Consider the following 14,665-nt stretch of genomic DNA (forward strand, 5'->3'; position numbering starts at 1 on the left):
GTGGCGTTGAGCGCCACCGGTTTCAGCCCTGGTCTGCTCGCCCAGCGAGGCAGTGACATGGCCGGAATGTCGATCATGTCAAGTGTCGCCGCACAGGGCTCTCCGGTGATGGACGCCTACCAGAACACCATGACCACCTACGCGCCGGAGCTGCCGGACCCCACCGACGARCTCGCCCTCGCCGGATACGTGGCCGCGGACGAGATGATCCAGGGACTCCAACTCGCCGGGCCCTGCCCCACCCGCCAGGCCTTCGTCGAGACTCTCCGCAGGGTGACCGACTTCACCGCCGGCGGCCTGATCGCCCCGATCAACCTGTCCCTGCCCACACAGCCGATCCTCTGCGAGAACTTCATCACCGTCGACCCGGCTGGACATAGTTTCGTACCCGCCCCACCACCCGCGACACTCAACCACGACGGCTACTGGTGCGGCGAAGCACTCCAATAACACCACGATGGACGATGAGGCGCCGACCCACGTCGGACAGGTCCCTCGCCGACAGTCGGCGCCTTCTCGGTCGTCCGCGGTCGATGCGCGACGCCGTGGCCATCGAGTTGGACGAGCTCGCCTCCGCATATCTCGGCGACACGGCCGCCATTCGAAGCCGTCCGTCGCGTCCAGATGGTCTCCACAAGGACCTCACCTACCAGGGACCTACCAGAGCTTCCAGAAAGCCGCCTTCTCCCTCGGCACCTTCCACATCCCCGGCTACGCGGACAACGCCACCTACACCCCCGAAACGCCGCACGGCGCCATCCCGCCCAGCCTCTTCGCCTACGACCCGACAAAGGGGGCATTCCTCGCCAGCTAGAGGATGTCTGAGAAGGGTCAGGGCGGCGCGCCGATGAGGCGGTGTAAAGTCACCGCCGACCTGTATGTATGCCGATTGGGCTCCCAAATTTTGTGCGCCGACCGGGAGCTCCGAGGGCGGCCGGACAGTCCAAGTCGAGCACTCTCGCTCGTCAATCGACATCTCCACCGTCGTGCCAGGATCCCACCGTTCGAGCGCTGACCACTTAGCCGGTCATCCGCCGGTCACCTGGCCTTCCCGCTGCGACGGCGTCACCGCGCCGCGGCCTGGAGCGGGCCGGGCGACGACCCGTCATCCGGGGCGGGCGGCACGTGGGGGAACAGTTCCTGGAAGGCGCCCTGCGTGATTCTAAGACGGGTCGCGGGGTCGAGATCGCCGACAAGCTCGTGGAGCGTCTTCTGGGTGTGGCCGAACGTGCCTTCGATGTGCGGGTAGTCGCTGCCCCAGCACACGTTGCGCCAGCCCATGGCCGTCACCGCGGCGACGGCCGAGCGGTCGTGCTGGAAGGACGCGTAGACGTTCTCGTACAGGTACTCGCTGGGAGGCCGCCGCAGGCGGGGGCGGACGGCCGACGCGTGCTGCCGGTACGCCTCGTCGAGCCGGTCGGCGACGAACGGCCCCCAGGTGGCGCCACCCTCGGACACGATCGCCCGCAGGGACGGATGCCGGTCGAACACGCCGCCGGCGATCAGCTTGGACACCGCCCGCTGGCCGCCGTAGGTCGTCTCCATGTAGTTCAGCAGCGCGCCTCCGGGGCCGCGGTAGTAGGTGCCGTTGCGGGCGGACGCGTCATGCGGCTCGCTGCCGATGTGGAACGCGATCACGAGGCCCGTCTCCGTGAGGGCGGCCCACAGCGGCTCCCACGACTCGCGATGCCAGTCGTCCCCGTCGACGAGCGGCGTGACCGGCAGAGCGGCGGCGTGGTAGCCGAGCCCCGCGGCCCGCCGGACCTCGGCCACCGCGGAGTCGACGGTGAGGAAGGGGATCGTGGCCGCGCAGATGTAGCGGGGCGAGAAGCGCTGGTACTCGATGGCCCAGTCGTTGATCGCCCGGGCGCCGGCCGCGAGCAGCTCCGGGTCGCGGATCGACGAGGTCCACATCCCCAGCGACGGGTAGATGAGCTCGGCCCAGACGCCCTCGGCGTCCAGGTCGACCAGGCGCAGCTCCTTGTCGTTGGCGCCGGGCGCCCGCTCGGGGACGGTGAGGCCGTTCTCGTCGGTCAGCTTCGCGCCGGGCCGGGGCATGCGACGGCGGAACTCCTGCCCGTCGACGTGGATCGTCTCCCACTCGCCGTCGGGGTCCTTGACGCTGCGCGGCATCCGCTCCGCGAGCGGCGCGGGCAGGCTCCGGTCGAACAGATCGTCCGGCTCGACGAGGTGCGAGTCACCCGAGTTGGCCCAGATCTTTTCCACGGTCCATGCCTCCTAAGACAGCCCCAGTCGACGCCGGGCTGGAATCCTGCGAGCACGTCATTGGGTCGATGGCAGCGAGCCGGCGAGCGAGGTCGGAAACGGAGATGAACTCGAAGTCCGCTTGCGCGGCGAAGTGCTCGTCGACGCGGGTGTCGCCGATGTGCACGAACCGCTGGCAGCGCCAGGCCACGCGGACCGCCGTGAGCTCGTGCTTGCGGCTGACGAAGTCGGGGACGATCCCGGCGCGAGCCCACATCGCCGACTGCTCGCCGAGGGTGCGGTCGGAGCAGCTACCGATCACGTAGCCCCGCGCCTGCGCCCACCGCACGAAGGTCAGTCGGAGCGGCCCGGCGGGGTCGCCCGTTTCGAGGGTGCCGTCGATGTCGAAGCTGACGAGCGTACGAGCGTCCATCGCCGCGCTCAGTCCGTACGCAGCATGACCGACGCGGGGTCGTGGAAGAAGCTCGCGCCGGCACAGACCAGCGCCGTCCTGGCGTCGGGAACCTGCCGCTCCCCTTCGGTGCCGCGCAGCTGCCGCACCGCCTCGGTGTAGAAGTTGAAGCCTCCGGCACGTCCGTGCGAGAGCGCGCCGCCGTTGGTCGAGACGAGCGTGTGCCCGCCCAGCCGGTAGATGTTCGCCTCGGCGTCCCAGCCGGAGGCCAGCAGGTCGGCGGTCTCGCCTGGCTTGCAGAAACCGGCGGCCTCGATGCATCCCACGGTGTCGATCGTGTAGCCGTCGTAGGGGAAGAACAGGTCGAGGTCGTCAATGGTCAGGTCGCTGCGCTCCCGCAGGCCGGCCAGGGAGATCCACAGGGCGTTCTCTGTCCAGCCCAGGCTGTTGTCGTAGTACTCCCCGACCCGTGACCCGCCCAGCGACATGGCGTGGATGTACACCGGACTGTGGCGCAGGTCCCTGGCCCGTTCGGCCGTCGTGATGATCAGCGCTTCCCCGCAGTCGACGGGCACGTCCATGTCGAGCATCTGCATGGGCTCCCAGATCACCCGGGAGGCGTGGTAGTCCTCCATCGTGATCGGGGTGCGCATGGCCGCCCGCGGGTTCGTGGTGGCGTGGGTGCGGTTGTTCACCGCGATGCGGGCGAAGACGTCCTTCGTCGCCCCGTAGTCGTGCAGGTAGCGCGCCATCCAGGCGGCGTAGGGCTCGCCGGAGTGGATCCAGCGGCGGGCGGGGTCGCTCTGGCCGACGATCGTGTGGCCGCCCGCCGCGCGCAGCTGCGCCGACCGGAGGCGGAAGGGGTCGGCGGCGGCGGACCGCGACATTCCGATCCCGCGGGTGTAGGCCTGCACGACCAGGACCGTGTCGCAGAGCCCGGAGAACACCGCTTCGGCCGCGTAGACGAAGCACGATCCGAGCCACCCGTTCTTCTGCCAGGTGGTCTTCTCGATCCCGAGCGCGCCCTGCAGCGTCAGGAACCCGGATCCGCCCATGGCCAGCGGGTCCATGCCGGTGCCGCAGATGCCGTCGATCTCCTGCCGGTCGAGGCCGGCGTCCTCGACGGCGGCGGTGGCCGCCTCGAGGGCGAGCGACAGCTCGGTGCGCTTCAGGTCACGGCCATACGGCGTCGACCCGACGCCGACCACGGCCAGTTGGTCCTTCAACGGGTTGCGTGCCATGCCCGCTACCTCCCGCCCTCGATCGGGCCCGATGGCTGGAACGCGGGCCACGCGACGCCGTCGCGATCCACCCACGTCAACCGCACCGGCATATCGAGCCGGACCCGGTCGGGAGGGCAGTTCACGACGGGCGCCAGGTAGCGCAGCCCCGGCTGCTCGACAAGTTCCACCGCGGCGGTCGACACCGGCTCCCCCGGCGCCGCGTCCGGGTCCCGCTCCTGGTGGACCAGCGTGCACAGGAACACGAATCCGTCGCCGCTCACCTGGGTGGGCACGACGTCCCAGGACCAGCACTTCGGGCACAGCGGCCGGTGCGGGTACACCCAGTAGCCGCAGGCCGCGCACCGGTTGATCAGCAGCCGCCGCGCCAGCAGCCCGCGGTAGTGCTCGACGTTGTCGCGGTCGATCAGCACCGCGGGCAACGCGGCGAAGACCTCCGCATCGGTCGCGTGGGTCACCTCGGCCGCGTCGGCCATGCCGGTCACACCGCCACCTCGTCCCTGGCACGCCCGGCCAGGCCCACCCGATCGAGCTTGCCGTTGGCCAACCGCGGAAGCTCGTCCAGGAAGACGATGTCCCTGGGCATCTTGAACCGGGCCAGACGCGTCTCGAGCCACGAGCGCAGGTCGTCGGCGTCGAGATGACCGCCGGGCCGCACGACGACGTAGGCCCGCACCACCTCGCCCTTGCGCCGGTCGGGCACGCCGACCGCGCCGCAGTAGTCGACGGCCTCGTGGCTGACGACGACCTTCTCGACCTCCTCCACCGAGACGTTCTCGCCGCCGACCTTCAGCATCAGCTTCAGCCGTCCCGCGTAGGTGACGTAGCCATCGGCGTCCATGACGACGAGGTCCTCGCTGCGCAGCCAGCCGTCCGCGTCGAGGGCCCGAGCGGTCTCCTCGGGCTTGTTCCAGTAGCCCCGCATGACGTTGCCGCGCACCCACGCCTCGCCGACGGCCCCCGGTGGGACATCGAGGCCGGTCGCGGGGTCGACGACCCGGACCTCGTTGCCCGGCAGAGGGCGGCCCCCCGTCGTGCGCTGTTTGCCGGGCGGATCGTCAGGACCCGTCACCGACGCCGGGCCGTACGTCTCGGTCAGGCCAAAAGGAACAAAGGTGAACGTGACGTTGGGCATCACCCGGCGGGCCTCCTCGTTCGGCACAGCGGCGATCCGCAGCGACGACAGATCGCGCCCGTCCTCGATCGCCGCCCGCGCGACCTCCGCGGGCAGCACCCCGAACATCACGGTGGCCCGCTCGGACTCGATCAACTCCGCGCCGAGACGGGCATTGAACGCCTCGGTGAACACGAGCGTGCCGCCGTTCACCAGCATCGTCATGAGGCCCCAGATGCTGCCACCGCCGTGGAAGAACGGCATCATGCTGACGAACACGTCGCGGCCGTCGATCCCGACGCGGCGGGAGTGCAACGTCGCATTGGCGACGATGCCGCCCTGTTCGAGCATCGCCCCCTTCGGGAATCCCGTGCTGCCCGACGTGTACTTCACCATCGCCAGATCGCCGCCCAGGACCTGCCGCTCCATGCGATCGGCGAGCGCCCGGGCGGCCGCGGCCCCCGGGCCACCGTCGCGGCCGCGCGCCTCCAGCACCGCAAGATCGAAGGCGCCGTCGTGGCGATCGTCAGCCCGGTTGAAGACCACCACGTTGCGCAGGTCCGGGATTCGGGCGCTGATCAGGTGCCCGGGCAGGTCCTCGGTCGCGAACTCCGGGCAGATCTCGGCGAGCATCGTGGGCATGCGCAGGGTCCGGAATCCATCGACCATGATCAGATGGCGCGCGCCGGACTGGGCGATGACGTAGGAGACCTCGGCCGGCTTCAGAAAGGTGTTGACGGGCACCGTCGCCGCGCCGAGCCGCATGCAGGCCAAGTGGGAGACGACCCACTCCGGCGTGTTGGTCATCCACAGCACGACGCGGTCGCCGCGGCGGACGCCGATGCTCGCCAGGCCCGCGGACAACGCCCGTGCCCGCTCGACCAGCGTGGCGTAGGTCAGCCGTTGGACGCTCCCACCGTCATCGGCGGCAACCAGCGCGGCGCGGTCCGGGACTCGCCGCCCAGACGCGACGACCGCCTGCCATATCGTCCGCGCCCGGAGCCCGGCTAAGACCGCCCTGGGCTCCTCGCTCATCGGGCCGCCTCCGCCCCCACCAACGCGGCCCCCACCAACGCGCGCGCCTCCCGCCGACGCTTCGTCGGCACCCGAACAGCCCACGCGTCCGGCGGCACCGTGATGTGACGGTACGCATCGACGATCAGTTCCGGTACGAGCGTCATCCTTACCTCCCGAGTCACCAGCGACGCAGCCGGCATCACCAGGGCCGCCGGGCGCACGGCTTTCACGGGACCCGGCGGATCGCTCGCTTCGCTCCCGATCCGCCGGGTCCCGCTGTGATCGCACGCCCTTTGGCCCATTAAGGCTCATCATCGGCAGCCGGGCCGTGGCTGTCTTTGCGCGTTCGGCCAAGTCCTTGCCCGTACCAGCCAATGTCCGGCACCAGGGCGGCGCCGACGCTAGGCTCGACCGCGTCGCCGAGTCGGTTCGAGCCGATTCCCCGAACGGTATCGCCGCACCAGCCGTCGATCGGAGCACCCAGGGCCGATCTTTGAATGGCGGCGGCGCGGGGTGTGTTCAATACATACGACTTTCGCGGAGGCTGCCAGGATGCGCATTGGTCTGATGATCGGCTCAGATAAGGACCGGCAGTACTCCGAGCGGGTGGCCGGGTTTATTGCCGATGCACAGGCCGTAATTGACACCGTTTTCTCAGGGCCATCCGAGCTCGACTCGATGACGATCATCGTGTTTTCGGCCAGATCGCCGTCTGTAACGGCCGATGTCCGGCCGCGGCTGGCGGGAACGAACAGCGGGCTCGGAACTTCCTGATGATGCCGAGCAGGAGGGTCTGCGTGGACAGCGAGGCCGCCATCGCCGCTATCGGCCCGCCGTCGCTCGCCATGATGCCGGCGGCTGTTCGATCCGGTACAGCCGCTCGGCGTTCTCCCAGAGGATCTTCCGGCGCGGCCCGGCCTCGAGATGCCCGAGCCCGGACTCGATCGTCTCCTGGATGTTGCCGAACAGGCAGGTCGTGTGCGGGAAGTCGGTCTCGAACAGGACGTTGTCGATCGGCACCAGGTCGAGGAAGTTCCTCGGCGCCACCGACTCGAACCAGTAGGTGACATAGACACTCTGGCGGAACAGCTCCGACGGCAGCACGTCCCCCGGCCGGCGCTCCCGCCCCGGCCGGAACGCCCCCAACCAGCTGTAGTCGGTCGCCTCCAGCATGAACGGCAACCAACCGATCCCGCTCTCCACCGACACGAACTTCAGCTCCGGATAACGGGACAGCACACCCGACGTGACCAGATCCGAGCACTGCACCCCGTTCTTCATGAACAGACTCACCGCCGTGTACGCCTGCGCCCCCTCCACCCCGTGCAGGGCGTAGCGCTCCGGCGTGGACAGCTCCAACGTGTCCCCGGCACTCCCGATGTGGAAATGGATCGGCAGCTGCGCCGCCCGGGCGACCTCCCACAACGGATTCCAATGCGGCGAACCGAGCACAGGCAGCCCATAGCGCTGCGGCTCACCCGTGAACAGAATCCCCCGGGCCCCCGCCTGGACACACCGCTCGACCTCCCGTACAGTCGCCTCGATATCCCAGAACGGCGTCGCCACCACCGGCAGCAGCCGACGCGGATCCGCCGACGACCACTCCACCAGGAAATCGTTGTACGCCGCCACGCACAGCAGCTTCAGCTCGTCGTCCCTCAGCTTCAGGAAGTTCTCACTCCCGAACCCACCGACATTCGGGTAGAGCACCTGGGCCCAGATACCCGCGGAGTCCATGTACCGCAGGCGGGCATCCGCCTGGTACGCACCCGGATGGCAGTCCTCGTACGTCTGCGGGTACTCCGGCGGAAACGTCGGCCAACCCGCCGGCGCCGTCACCCCGACCGGCGCCAGCCGCTCACCATGGAGCACCCAGGTATCCGCCGTACCCTGCCGCACCACATGCGGCACCTCCTGCCGATACCTCGCCGGCACCCGAGCGGTCCAGACATCCGGCGGCTCTGTGATATGACTGTCCGCATCGATGATCAATTCCGGCATGAGCGTCATCCCTGCCTCCTGGGTCTACCGATGCCGCACTCTCGGCTCATCATCGACGCCCCGGCCGAGGCCGTCTTTGCGCGTTCGGTCAAGTCCTTGCCCACAGCGGCTAAACGTCCGACACGAGGACGTGTGTCCATTCACGGGTGTCTGACCCGTCAGGCCCGCGACCCGCGGAGACGTCGAGGTGACGCTTGCGGCGCCGCTGCTGGCCCGCGACGAAGTACCAGGTCATGCGGTTACTGGCACGTAACCCCTGAATGGATACGAGGACGTCGCCAGTGTCCAGTGTGTACGTTCATCCGCTCGTCCGGCAGAATGATCCTTTTCCATCCAGCCCGATCCGACCGACGAGGCGGATCCTGTACGCCAAGCGGTGGCCGATCGACCGGACATCCAGCGACACCAAGGCGGACACCTTCTTCGAAGCACTCGCCCACCTCGCCGTCGACTGGCTCGACCGCGAGACCCCCATGTGGCTACCAACCACCACGACCCGCCCGTGACCGTTGTGGGGCGGGTCTGGACATACGACTCGCCGGCTCGTCGAGCCAGGAGCGAGCCCGGCGGTGCAGCGCCCCGTCCGCTGGCCGCAACGGGCAAGCACTTGGCCGAATCCGCGAAGACGGCCACGGTTACGGCGCCGATGATGAGCCGACAGATCAGCTGGTGAACCGAGGGGGATCAGATGACGGCTGCGAGGGAGCTGCGCTTGCGGCGCGACATCGCGACCGCCGGGTCGCCGCAAGAGCGGTCCCAGCGGCCGGAACCCTGCGCCAGGCGTATCCGAGCAACGGACACGTCAGCGAAGTCACGATCCGAAAGTTTTTGACAGTCCGGACACTTGTCCAACCAGTCAGCCAACCGCCCCTCAGGAACGGTCCGGCCTTCTTTCGCATCCTCCAAACGTCCGACGACAAGGTGGAGAACATGTCGCACATCTGGAAACTGGCCGGTCGGCAGGCGCCCGCGCGATCGCCGCGGCCCGTCACATCCACGCAGGCGCCCACGCACCCGACCGGGTTACGGCTGGCCGGCGCCGCGGTTCTGGCCGCGAGCCTGGCCCTCGTCTCGGCCTGCGGTGGCGGCTCCGACAACAAGGGCGACGCCACCCCCGCGGCGAGCGGCTCCGCCAGCCAGGCGGACGTCCTCGGCCCGGTCGCCAAGGCAACCGGCGCGCCCGTCAAGATCGGCCTGATTACGGACGGGGCCGCCCCGACCGTGGACCTGCGGATCCAGAACAGGGTGGCCGAGGCCGCCGTCAAGTGGCTCAACGAGCACAAGTCCGGGATCGGCGGCCGGCCCATCCAGCTGACGATCTGCGAGACCCAGCTCGACCCGTCCAAGGCCACCGACTGCGGAAACAAGATGGTCGAGGACGGCGTCGCCGCCGCCCTCATCGGCACCTCCGGCGTCGTCGAGAGCGCCTGGAAGCCGCTGAACGACGCCAAGATCCCCGTCATGCTCTACGGCTCGAGCGACCCCGGGATACTCACCAGCCCGACGACCTTCGTCCTGGGCAACCCGACCTTCGCCGTCATCGACATGCCGATCCAGGTCGCCAAGGACGAAGGCAACAAGAAGGTCACCGCCATCGTCATCGACGTCCCGGCCGCCCTGCACTCCGCCCAGGAGATCGCCCCGCCGCTGTTCCAGAAGGCCGGCATCGGCTACGAACTCGTCCGGATCGCCCCAGGCACCGCCGACATGACACCCCAGATGCAGCAGATCGCCTCGAACGGCTCGGACGAGGTGTTCATCATCGGCAACGACTCCTTCTGCATCAGCGCCATGAACGGCCTCAAGGCCGTCGGCTTCACCGGCACCATCAGCGCCATCTCCCAGTGCATCACCGACGCCACCCGCAAGGCGGTCCCCGGTGACGTGCTGAAGGGGATGGTCGTCAGCGCCACCGCGCCGATCGGGGCGGACAGCCCGTCGATGCGCCTCTACCAGAAGGTCGTCGACACCTACGGCACGAACATCGACACCAGCAACCAGGACGGCCTGAACATGTTCATAGTCGCCGCCGGCTTCCAGACGGCGCTGCAGGGCATCTCGGGTGACATCACCCCGGCGACCATCACGTCGACCATCAAGGCAATGAAGGAGACCGAGCTGCCCGGCGGCGGCGGGCTCAAGTTCCGCTGCAACGGCAAGGCCATCCCGGCGACCCAGGCTGTCTGCACCCTCGGCGGCCTGGCGACGACCCTGAACGACAAGGGCGAGCCGGCCGAGTACGAGGTTCTCGGCAACACGTCGATCTCGAGCTGACCGCTGTTCCCGACCTGACGACACGACAGTCCTGAGCTGCACCGGCATGCCGGGCGGGGCGGCCTCGTCGTCCCGCCCAGCACGTCCCCGCCCCGAACGGCCCGTCACCCGCGACGGGCCGGACGAGCCGGTGCTGACCGAGCGCACCATCGGAGCCTTCGCCACCACGAACCTGCACGAGCTGCTGCAGGCCTCAGCCATCCGCCGAATCGTCGTGGCCGGCGTGGCGACCTCAGGGACGGTGCTGTCCACCACCAGGTGGGCATTCGATATCGGCTACGAGGTCACCGTCTGCGCCGACGCCTGCGGCGACCCTGACCCGCAGGCTCATACCGCGCTGCTCAACGAGTCGGTCTATCCGCAAAGCTGGCTCGGGCTCTGGCGCATCGCCCATGTACTGCACTCGGCCCAGATCCCCGAGCTGCAGCCAGCCGCGGGATGACCCGGACATTGCCTCGCCGCCACCAGTTCCCTGGGCTTCGGGTCCTATTCTCGGAATCCACCCGGGAGGCAACATCCCGCCAAGGGCTCAGGCACGATCGGACCTCGCGCCGGCCGATCCAGCTGGCTGGAATGTGCAGGCGCGGATGAGGGGACGGGCGACGACGAGCGCGGCCCGATCGTCCGCGTGGCAGCCCGCGGTGTGCTCATCGACGGCGCCGAAGATGCCGTCGAGCAGGTGGCGCGGGGTGCGGCTCCGGGAGCAGCGGATGACCTCCGTCGCCAGTCGGTCGAAGCCGAACTCCACGCCGGCCGCATCGCGGGCCTCGATCAGCCCGTCCGTGTACACCATCAGGGCGTCGCCGGGGTGGAGAATCATGGCCGCGGTGTCCCATGCGTCCTGGCCGGCGAACAGGTCCACCAGCATCGGACCGGTCGGTGGCAACGCCGTGAGGACGACCCGGTCCAGCGGATCTGTCCACTCGAGGTGGAGCGCGGCGGGGTGGCCGGCATTGGCATACCGCAGGTATCCGTTTGTCGGGTCCAGGGTGGCGACGAGGCCGGTGGCGAACCGCTCTCCGGTGTCGCCGAGCTGCGCCACCGCCCGCCGCACCGCGATGCCTGGTTCCCACCCGTTCACCAGGCCCGCTCGCACCAGCCGCCGCGTCCGGGTGGCGTGATCAGCAGCGTCCGACCCGTGGCCGGACGCGTCGCCGACGCTCACGCCAATCCGCCCACCCGGCAGCCGGAACACCTCAATCCAGTCACCGCTCGCCCTGCCCAGGCCGGCGGCGGGGTGCCGCCGGCTGGCTACGGCAACCCCGGTTACCCGCCTACCGGCTGGCGCTGGCATATGCGAGGCGGTGGTGAGGCGGCGGCGGCGTGCCGTTTCGGTCGGTGTGCGCCAGCGAGGCAAGGAGAAGGCCCCAGCCAGTGTTCTGCACGGTCAGGCTGTCGCCGAAAGCGACGCCGGCGAGGCCGACCGCGGCACTGGGCGTGGTCAGCGGCCCCAGGCAGCGCTGGACGGTGACGAGCCGATGCCGATGGCACCAGCGAACAAGCAAAGGCACGACACCCCTCCGGCGTACGAGCATGCTCGGCCGCGAAGGGGCAGGGAAGGCCCCTGGCGACGCGGCGTGCCGGCGGTCCCGGCACGCCACCATGCTCACCGCTGCGTGCCTCCTGGTCGTCCCTCGAACGTAGGCACTTCCACCTACTACGGTCGCAGCAGGCCGGGGCTCACATCCGGCGGCTAACCCAGTTCGAAATCTACGCTGCTACACCCAGTCACGCTCCACTGCTGCCTTCACCGAGGCGTCCCCTTCAGATTGAGCGCCCCCCGCGACGTGGGACGGGGCGCTTGGCCTACCGCGAGCGCGGTACACGCGGGCGACGCGGGTGGGGTGCGTAGCTACCACGACGTTCGTAGTCGGTATTGCCTGCATGCGGACGACGTCGGAACAGCCCCGAGCGGGCAGGCTTGTGCCGCGGTCGAAAACAGATGCACAGAGCCGATGATCAACCCCCGATCGTCCGGTTGACGGCCGTTCACTTCCCCAGAAAGGGCCCCTCCGTGATCAAGATGAATTCCGTACAGACCGGCGCGCGACGCAAGGTCGACGTGGTGGACGTCGAACTTCCCGTTCCGGGCCCCACCGACGCGCTGATACGGATCCGCGCCTGCGGCATCTGCGGAACCGACACACATTTCCCGCATATCGGGGGCATGCCGATGGGTCCCGGCGGCCAGATGATGCCGATCCCACTCGGGCACGAACCGGCCGGCGAAGTCGTCGAAGTGGGCGCCGAAGTCACCGATCTGAGGGTGGGCGATCGCGTGGTTGTCAATCCGATGGCCGCTCCGTCCGGCACGATCGGCTGCGGCGGCGCACTCGGCGGCATGCGCGAGTACCTGCTCATCGAGGATGCCGTATTGGGCATGAGCATGAGCATGGCCAAGTTCCCCGACAGTCTGCCGTCCGACGTCGCCGCGCTGAATGAGCCCATGGCGGTCGCGCGCCGCCGCGTGAACCGCTCGCAGGCCGGGCCGACGACAAAGTCATGGTGTTCGGAGCCGGATCCATTGGCCTGGGAGCCGCAATCTGGCTGAACTGATCCGCGGATTGTCCGACGGACGACCTCGCTCCCGGCTCTTCCCGCCATACCGGCCAAAGATTTGCCCACTTCCCGACTCGAAAGGACGAGCGACATGGATCATCGCAGGCAGGAAAGCGCACGGAACGAACAGAACACCACCGACACCCGGTCGCCGGTGGGTTCCCTCCGCTGGCGGCTTGCTTGGCGGTCAGGGGGACTTGCCGTCACCGCGGCGGCCATCGCGGCGCTGGCTGCCTGCAACCCCGCCGACACGTCGGCGGGAAGCTCCTGGGCGAGCCCGTCACAATCGCCTGCCGCGGGGCAGGTGCCAGCGAGTCCGCAGGCCGGGACCAGGGACACCGACAGCGCCGCGACCTACGCCAGGCAGTTCCGCCACCAGTTCCCCGATCTGGCGCAGGGGAAAACCGATGCGCAAATCGTCAGCGACGGCGAGGCCGACTGCGCGGACATGGCCGCAAGCCGGCAGGTCACCACGCCCACGATGGCACAGCGCTACGGCCTAAGTGACTCGCTCGCCGACAAGTTCACCCTCAACAACATCGGCCTGCTGGCCATGTTCACCATCTGCCCAGTCCGCTGACGCGTGCCCCTCACCGCGGCACTTGCCAGCGCCTCGCCCACCTGCGCCCGCCAACAACTAATCGATCATGATGTTCTCGTTCGGCCCGTCAGGGTCGGCCAAACCCCCGGCGCGCCCGCCGCGAGCCCCGGCGGCCGCGGCTGCGCCGGCGGCCGCTTCACCACCGTCTCCCGCACCCCCGTCGGAAGGGAACACACATGAATGCCTTCCGTTCGTTCCTCTCGTTCCTCTGGTCATGCGTGCTCTGGTCCGTATTCACGGTCAGCCTCGTCGGCACCGTGGCCGGCGCACGGCTCCTCCAGGTCAACGGCACGCAGAAGCAACTGGTCACCTATGGCTCGATCGTAGTCTCGCTGTGGGCGGGCTCCCGCCTGGCGAAAAGGGAGCCACTGAAATCGATTCTCGCGTCGAGAAAGGTGCAGTGGTTCCTGTTCTTGTTCAACGGCGCCGTCGCGGTGGCGGCCTACTATCTTGTCGGGGGCGCAAAGGGAATCGGGGCCGCCATCGGCATGGGTCTCGTCTCCCTCGGAGCGGGCGTTGGCCTCCTGAAGCGGCCGCATCATCAGCCGCGGCCAGCATCAGCTGTACACACCCACCCCGACGACCACGCCTACACCTACCAACCGCGTCTCACAGAACAGGCTGCCAATCCGCAAAACGGGCGCCCCGGGCGACACCGGGCCTACCAGCACCCCCAACCACGTGAATATCGCGGCTAGGACTCGGCCAACCAGCCAAGTCCCCGGACCGGCTGGCCGACCCCTACCGATCCGACCTATCCACACCATCCAGCGTCATGACGTCCCCGGCGCGCCCTCCGCGGCCGCCACGACGATCTTTAATTCGGACCGGATGTCGGTGAGCAGCACGACGAATGGATCGAGACCCACCGCTTCTTCGGCCTCGAGATTCTCGCCAAAATCGACATCACCAAGAACAGCCCACACGACACCCCGAGATCACAATGCTACTCGATGCGCTCACCTCAGAACATCACACCGAGAGAGCAAGTGGATTCACTCCCCGTACACCATCCCGGCGGACACGACCCGGCCGCAGCACGGATCTTCGTGTCGAGGCTGTCTCGGGTGCGAGCGCCGGGCTGGTCGCCCGATTGTCGATGTGGTCTCGTTCGGCCGACAGCATGTCGAGCGGCTCCGGTGTTACCTCCCGGTCTCGAAGCACGGCGGCAGCGCTTCAATCAATGTCCGGCACAGAGACACGACATTCTTCCCGCCCTGGTCACGATGTCCCGGGAATTG

General features: G+C 68.6%; 18 protein-coding genes. 8 read left to right on the plus strand and 10 right to left on the minus strand.

What is annotated here, in order from left to right; all coding sequences use genetic code 11:
* Positions 1–450: ABC transporter substrate-binding protein (locus BCD48_RS12995; RefSeq protein WP_157910485.1), on the plus strand; the 450-nt coding region annotated here is incomplete at its 5' end.
* A gap of 615 nt (positions 451–1,065) precedes the next feature.
* Here BCD48_RS12995 and BCD48_RS13000 read toward each other — a convergent pair.
* The 6 genes from BCD48_RS13000 to BCD48_RS51205 are packed head-to-tail and all read right to left on the minus strand — an operon-like array spanning position 1,066 to position 6,153.
* Entirely contained in the window at positions 1,066–2,226 is a 1,161-nt protein-coding gene (locus BCD48_RS13000) for an amidohydrolase family protein (RefSeq protein WP_071048621.1), read from the minus strand.
* Complete coding sequence (locus BCD48_RS13005; protein ID WP_071048622.1) at positions 2,198–2,638, minus strand: HAD family hydrolase; 441 nt, start codon at positions 2,636–2,638, stop codon at positions 2,198–2,200. Before BCD48_RS13005 ends, BCD48_RS13000 begins: the two co-directional genes overlap by 29 nt.
* Before the next feature lie 8 nt (positions 2,639–2,646).
* The gene (locus BCD48_RS13010) at positions 2,647–3,858 is read right to left on the minus strand and encodes a thiolase C-terminal domain-containing protein (protein WP_071048623.1); all 1,212 of its coding nucleotides are present in this window, start codon (positions 3,856–3,858) and stop codon (positions 2,647–2,649) included.
* A 5-nt stretch (positions 3,859–3,863) separates the two neighbouring features.
* Complete coding sequence (locus BCD48_RS13015; protein WP_071048642.1) at positions 3,864–4,334, minus strand: Zn-ribbon domain-containing OB-fold protein; 471 nt, start codon at positions 4,332–4,334, stop codon at positions 3,864–3,866.
* 5 nt (positions 4,335–4,339) lie between these two features.
* Positions 4,340–6,007 (minus strand): class I adenylate-forming enzyme family protein, encoded by a 1,668-nt coding sequence (locus tag BCD48_RS13020; protein ID WP_071048624.1) that lies wholly within the window; start codon positions 6,005–6,007, stop codon positions 4,340–4,342.
* A complete protein-coding gene (locus BCD48_RS51205) occupies positions 6,004–6,153 on the minus strand; it encodes a hypothetical protein (RefSeq protein ID WP_157910486.1) in 150 nt (49 codons plus the stop codon). Before BCD48_RS51205 ends, BCD48_RS13020 begins: the two co-directional genes overlap by 4 nt.
* Positions 6,154–6,541: 388 nt before the next feature.
* On the opposite strand from BCD48_RS51205, the gene BCD48_RS13030 reads away from it, so the two are divergent.
* Positions 6,542–6,763, plus strand: coding sequence for a hypothetical protein (locus BCD48_RS13030; protein ID WP_071048626.1), 222 nt, complete (start codon positions 6,542–6,544; stop codon positions 6,761–6,763).
* A gap of 48 nt (positions 6,764–6,811) precedes the next feature.
* Here the strand turns inward: BCD48_RS13030 and BCD48_RS13035 are convergent, their stop codons facing one another.
* Positions 6,812–7,891, minus strand: coding sequence for an amidohydrolase family protein (locus tag BCD48_RS13035; protein WP_241841687.1), 1,080 nt, complete (start codon positions 7,889–7,891; stop codon positions 6,812–6,814).
* A gap of 380 nt (positions 7,892–8,271) precedes the next feature.
* Between BCD48_RS13035 and BCD48_RS53465 the strand changes: the two genes are divergently transcribed.
* The 3 genes from BCD48_RS53465 to BCD48_RS13050 all read left to right on the plus strand — a co-directional run bounded on the left by BCD48_RS53465 (position 8,272) and on the right by BCD48_RS13050 (position 10,706).
* The gene (locus tag BCD48_RS53465) at positions 8,272–8,496 is read left to right on the plus strand and encodes a hypothetical protein (protein WP_071048628.1); all 225 of its coding nucleotides are present in this window, start codon (positions 8,272–8,274) and stop codon (positions 8,494–8,496) included.
* A 424-nt stretch (positions 8,497–8,920) separates the two neighbouring features.
* Complete coding sequence (locus tag BCD48_RS13045; RefSeq protein WP_071048643.1) at positions 8,921–10,264, plus strand: ABC transporter substrate-binding protein; 1,344 nt, start codon at positions 8,921–8,923, stop codon at positions 10,262–10,264.
* Positions 10,265–10,310: 46 nt separating this feature from the next.
* The gene (locus BCD48_RS13050; RefSeq protein ID WP_083418561.1) at positions 10,311–10,706 is read left to right on the plus strand and encodes an isochorismatase family protein; all 396 of its coding nucleotides are present in this window, start codon (positions 10,311–10,313) and stop codon (positions 10,704–10,706) included.
* Between the two features lie 87 nt (positions 10,707–10,793).
* Here BCD48_RS13050 and BCD48_RS13055 read toward each other — a convergent pair whose 3' ends face one another.
* Positions 10,794–11,558: a PP2C family protein-serine/threonine phosphatase gene (locus BCD48_RS13055; RefSeq protein ID WP_083418562.1), complete on the minus strand. Its 765-nt coding sequence runs from the start codon at positions 11,556–11,558 to the stop codon at positions 10,794–10,796.
* A complete protein-coding gene (locus tag BCD48_RS13060; RefSeq protein ID WP_131803962.1) occupies positions 11,539–11,775 on the minus strand; it encodes a hypothetical protein in 237 nt (78 codons plus the stop codon). Before BCD48_RS13060 ends, BCD48_RS13055 begins: the two co-directional genes overlap by 20 nt.
* 512 nt (positions 11,776–12,287) lie before the next feature.
* On the opposite strand from BCD48_RS13060, the gene BCD48_RS13065 reads away from it, so the two are divergent.
* From BCD48_RS13065 to BCD48_RS13075, 3 genes are all read left to right on the plus strand, one after another.
* Positions 12,288–12,815: an alcohol dehydrogenase catalytic domain-containing protein gene (locus BCD48_RS13065; protein ID WP_241841691.1), complete on the plus strand. Its 528-nt coding sequence runs from the start codon at positions 12,288–12,290 to the stop codon at positions 12,813–12,815.
* A 99-nt stretch (positions 12,816–12,914) separates the two neighbouring features.
* Positions 12,915–13,403 carry a hypothetical protein gene (locus BCD48_RS13070; protein WP_071048632.1) on the plus strand — a complete coding sequence of 163 codons (489 nt, stop codon included), beginning with the start codon at positions 12,915–12,917 and terminating at the stop codon, positions 13,401–13,403.
* A 197-nt stretch (positions 13,404–13,600) separates the two neighbouring features.
* A complete protein-coding gene (locus tag BCD48_RS13075) occupies positions 13,601–14,122 on the plus strand; it encodes a hypothetical protein (RefSeq protein ID WP_071048633.1) in 522 nt (173 codons plus the stop codon).
* A 75-nt stretch (positions 14,123–14,197) separates the two neighbouring features.
* Here the strand turns inward: BCD48_RS13075 and BCD48_RS51210 are convergent, their stop codons facing one another.
* Entirely contained in the window at positions 14,198–14,350 is a 153-nt protein-coding gene (locus BCD48_RS51210) for a hypothetical protein (RefSeq protein ID WP_157910488.1), read from the minus strand.
* Positions 14,351–14,665 lie beyond the last annotated feature (315 nt).

Source organism: Pseudofrankia coriaricola, assembly GCF_001854805.1.
GTDB lineage: Bacteria > Actinomycetota > Actinomycetes > Frankiales > Frankiaceae > Pseudofrankia.

Coding starts and splice junctions, on each gene's coding strand:
- BCD48_RS13010 (WP_071048623.1), bottom strand. CDS start 3,858: ATGGCACGCAACCCGTTGAAGGACCAACTGGCCGTGGTCGGCGTCGGG.
- BCD48_RS13020 (WP_071048624.1), bottom strand. CDS start 6,007: ATGAGCGAGGAGCCCAGGGCGGTCTTAGCCGGGCTCCGGGCGCGGACG.
- BCD48_RS13030 (WP_071048626.1), top strand. CDS start 6,542: ATGCGCATTGGTCTGATGATCGGCTCAGATAAGGACCGGCAGTACTCC.
- BCD48_RS13005 (WP_071048622.1), bottom strand. CDS start 2,638: ATGGACGCTCGTACGCTCGTCAGCTTCGACATCGACGGCACCCTCGAA.
- BCD48_RS13050 (WP_083418561.1), top strand. CDS start 10,311: ATGCCGGGCGGGGCGGCCTCGTCGTCCCGCCCAGCACGTCCCCGCCCC.
- BCD48_RS51205 (WP_157910486.1), bottom strand. CDS start 6,153: ATGACGCTCGTACCGGAACTGATCGTCGATGCGTACCGTCACATCACG.
- BCD48_RS13045 (WP_071048643.1), top strand. CDS start 8,921: ATGTCGCACATCTGGAAACTGGCCGGTCGGCAGGCGCCCGCGCGATCG.
- BCD48_RS13070 (WP_071048632.1), top strand. CDS start 12,915: ATGGATCATCGCAGGCAGGAAAGCGCACGGAACGAACAGAACACCACC.
- BCD48_RS13075 (WP_071048633.1), top strand. CDS start 13,601: ATGAATGCCTTCCGTTCGTTCCTCTCGTTCCTCTGGTCATGCGTGCTC.
- BCD48_RS13065 (WP_241841691.1), top strand. CDS start 12,288: ATGAATTCCGTACAGACCGGCGCGCGACGCAAGGTCGACGTGGTGGAC.
- BCD48_RS13015 (WP_071048642.1), bottom strand. CDS start 4,334: ATGGCCGACGCGGCCGAGGTGACCCACGCGACCGATGCGGAGGTCTTC.
- BCD48_RS13055 (WP_083418562.1), bottom strand. CDS start 11,558: ATGCCAGCGCCAGCCGGTAGGCGGGTAACCGGGGTTGCCGTAGCCAGC.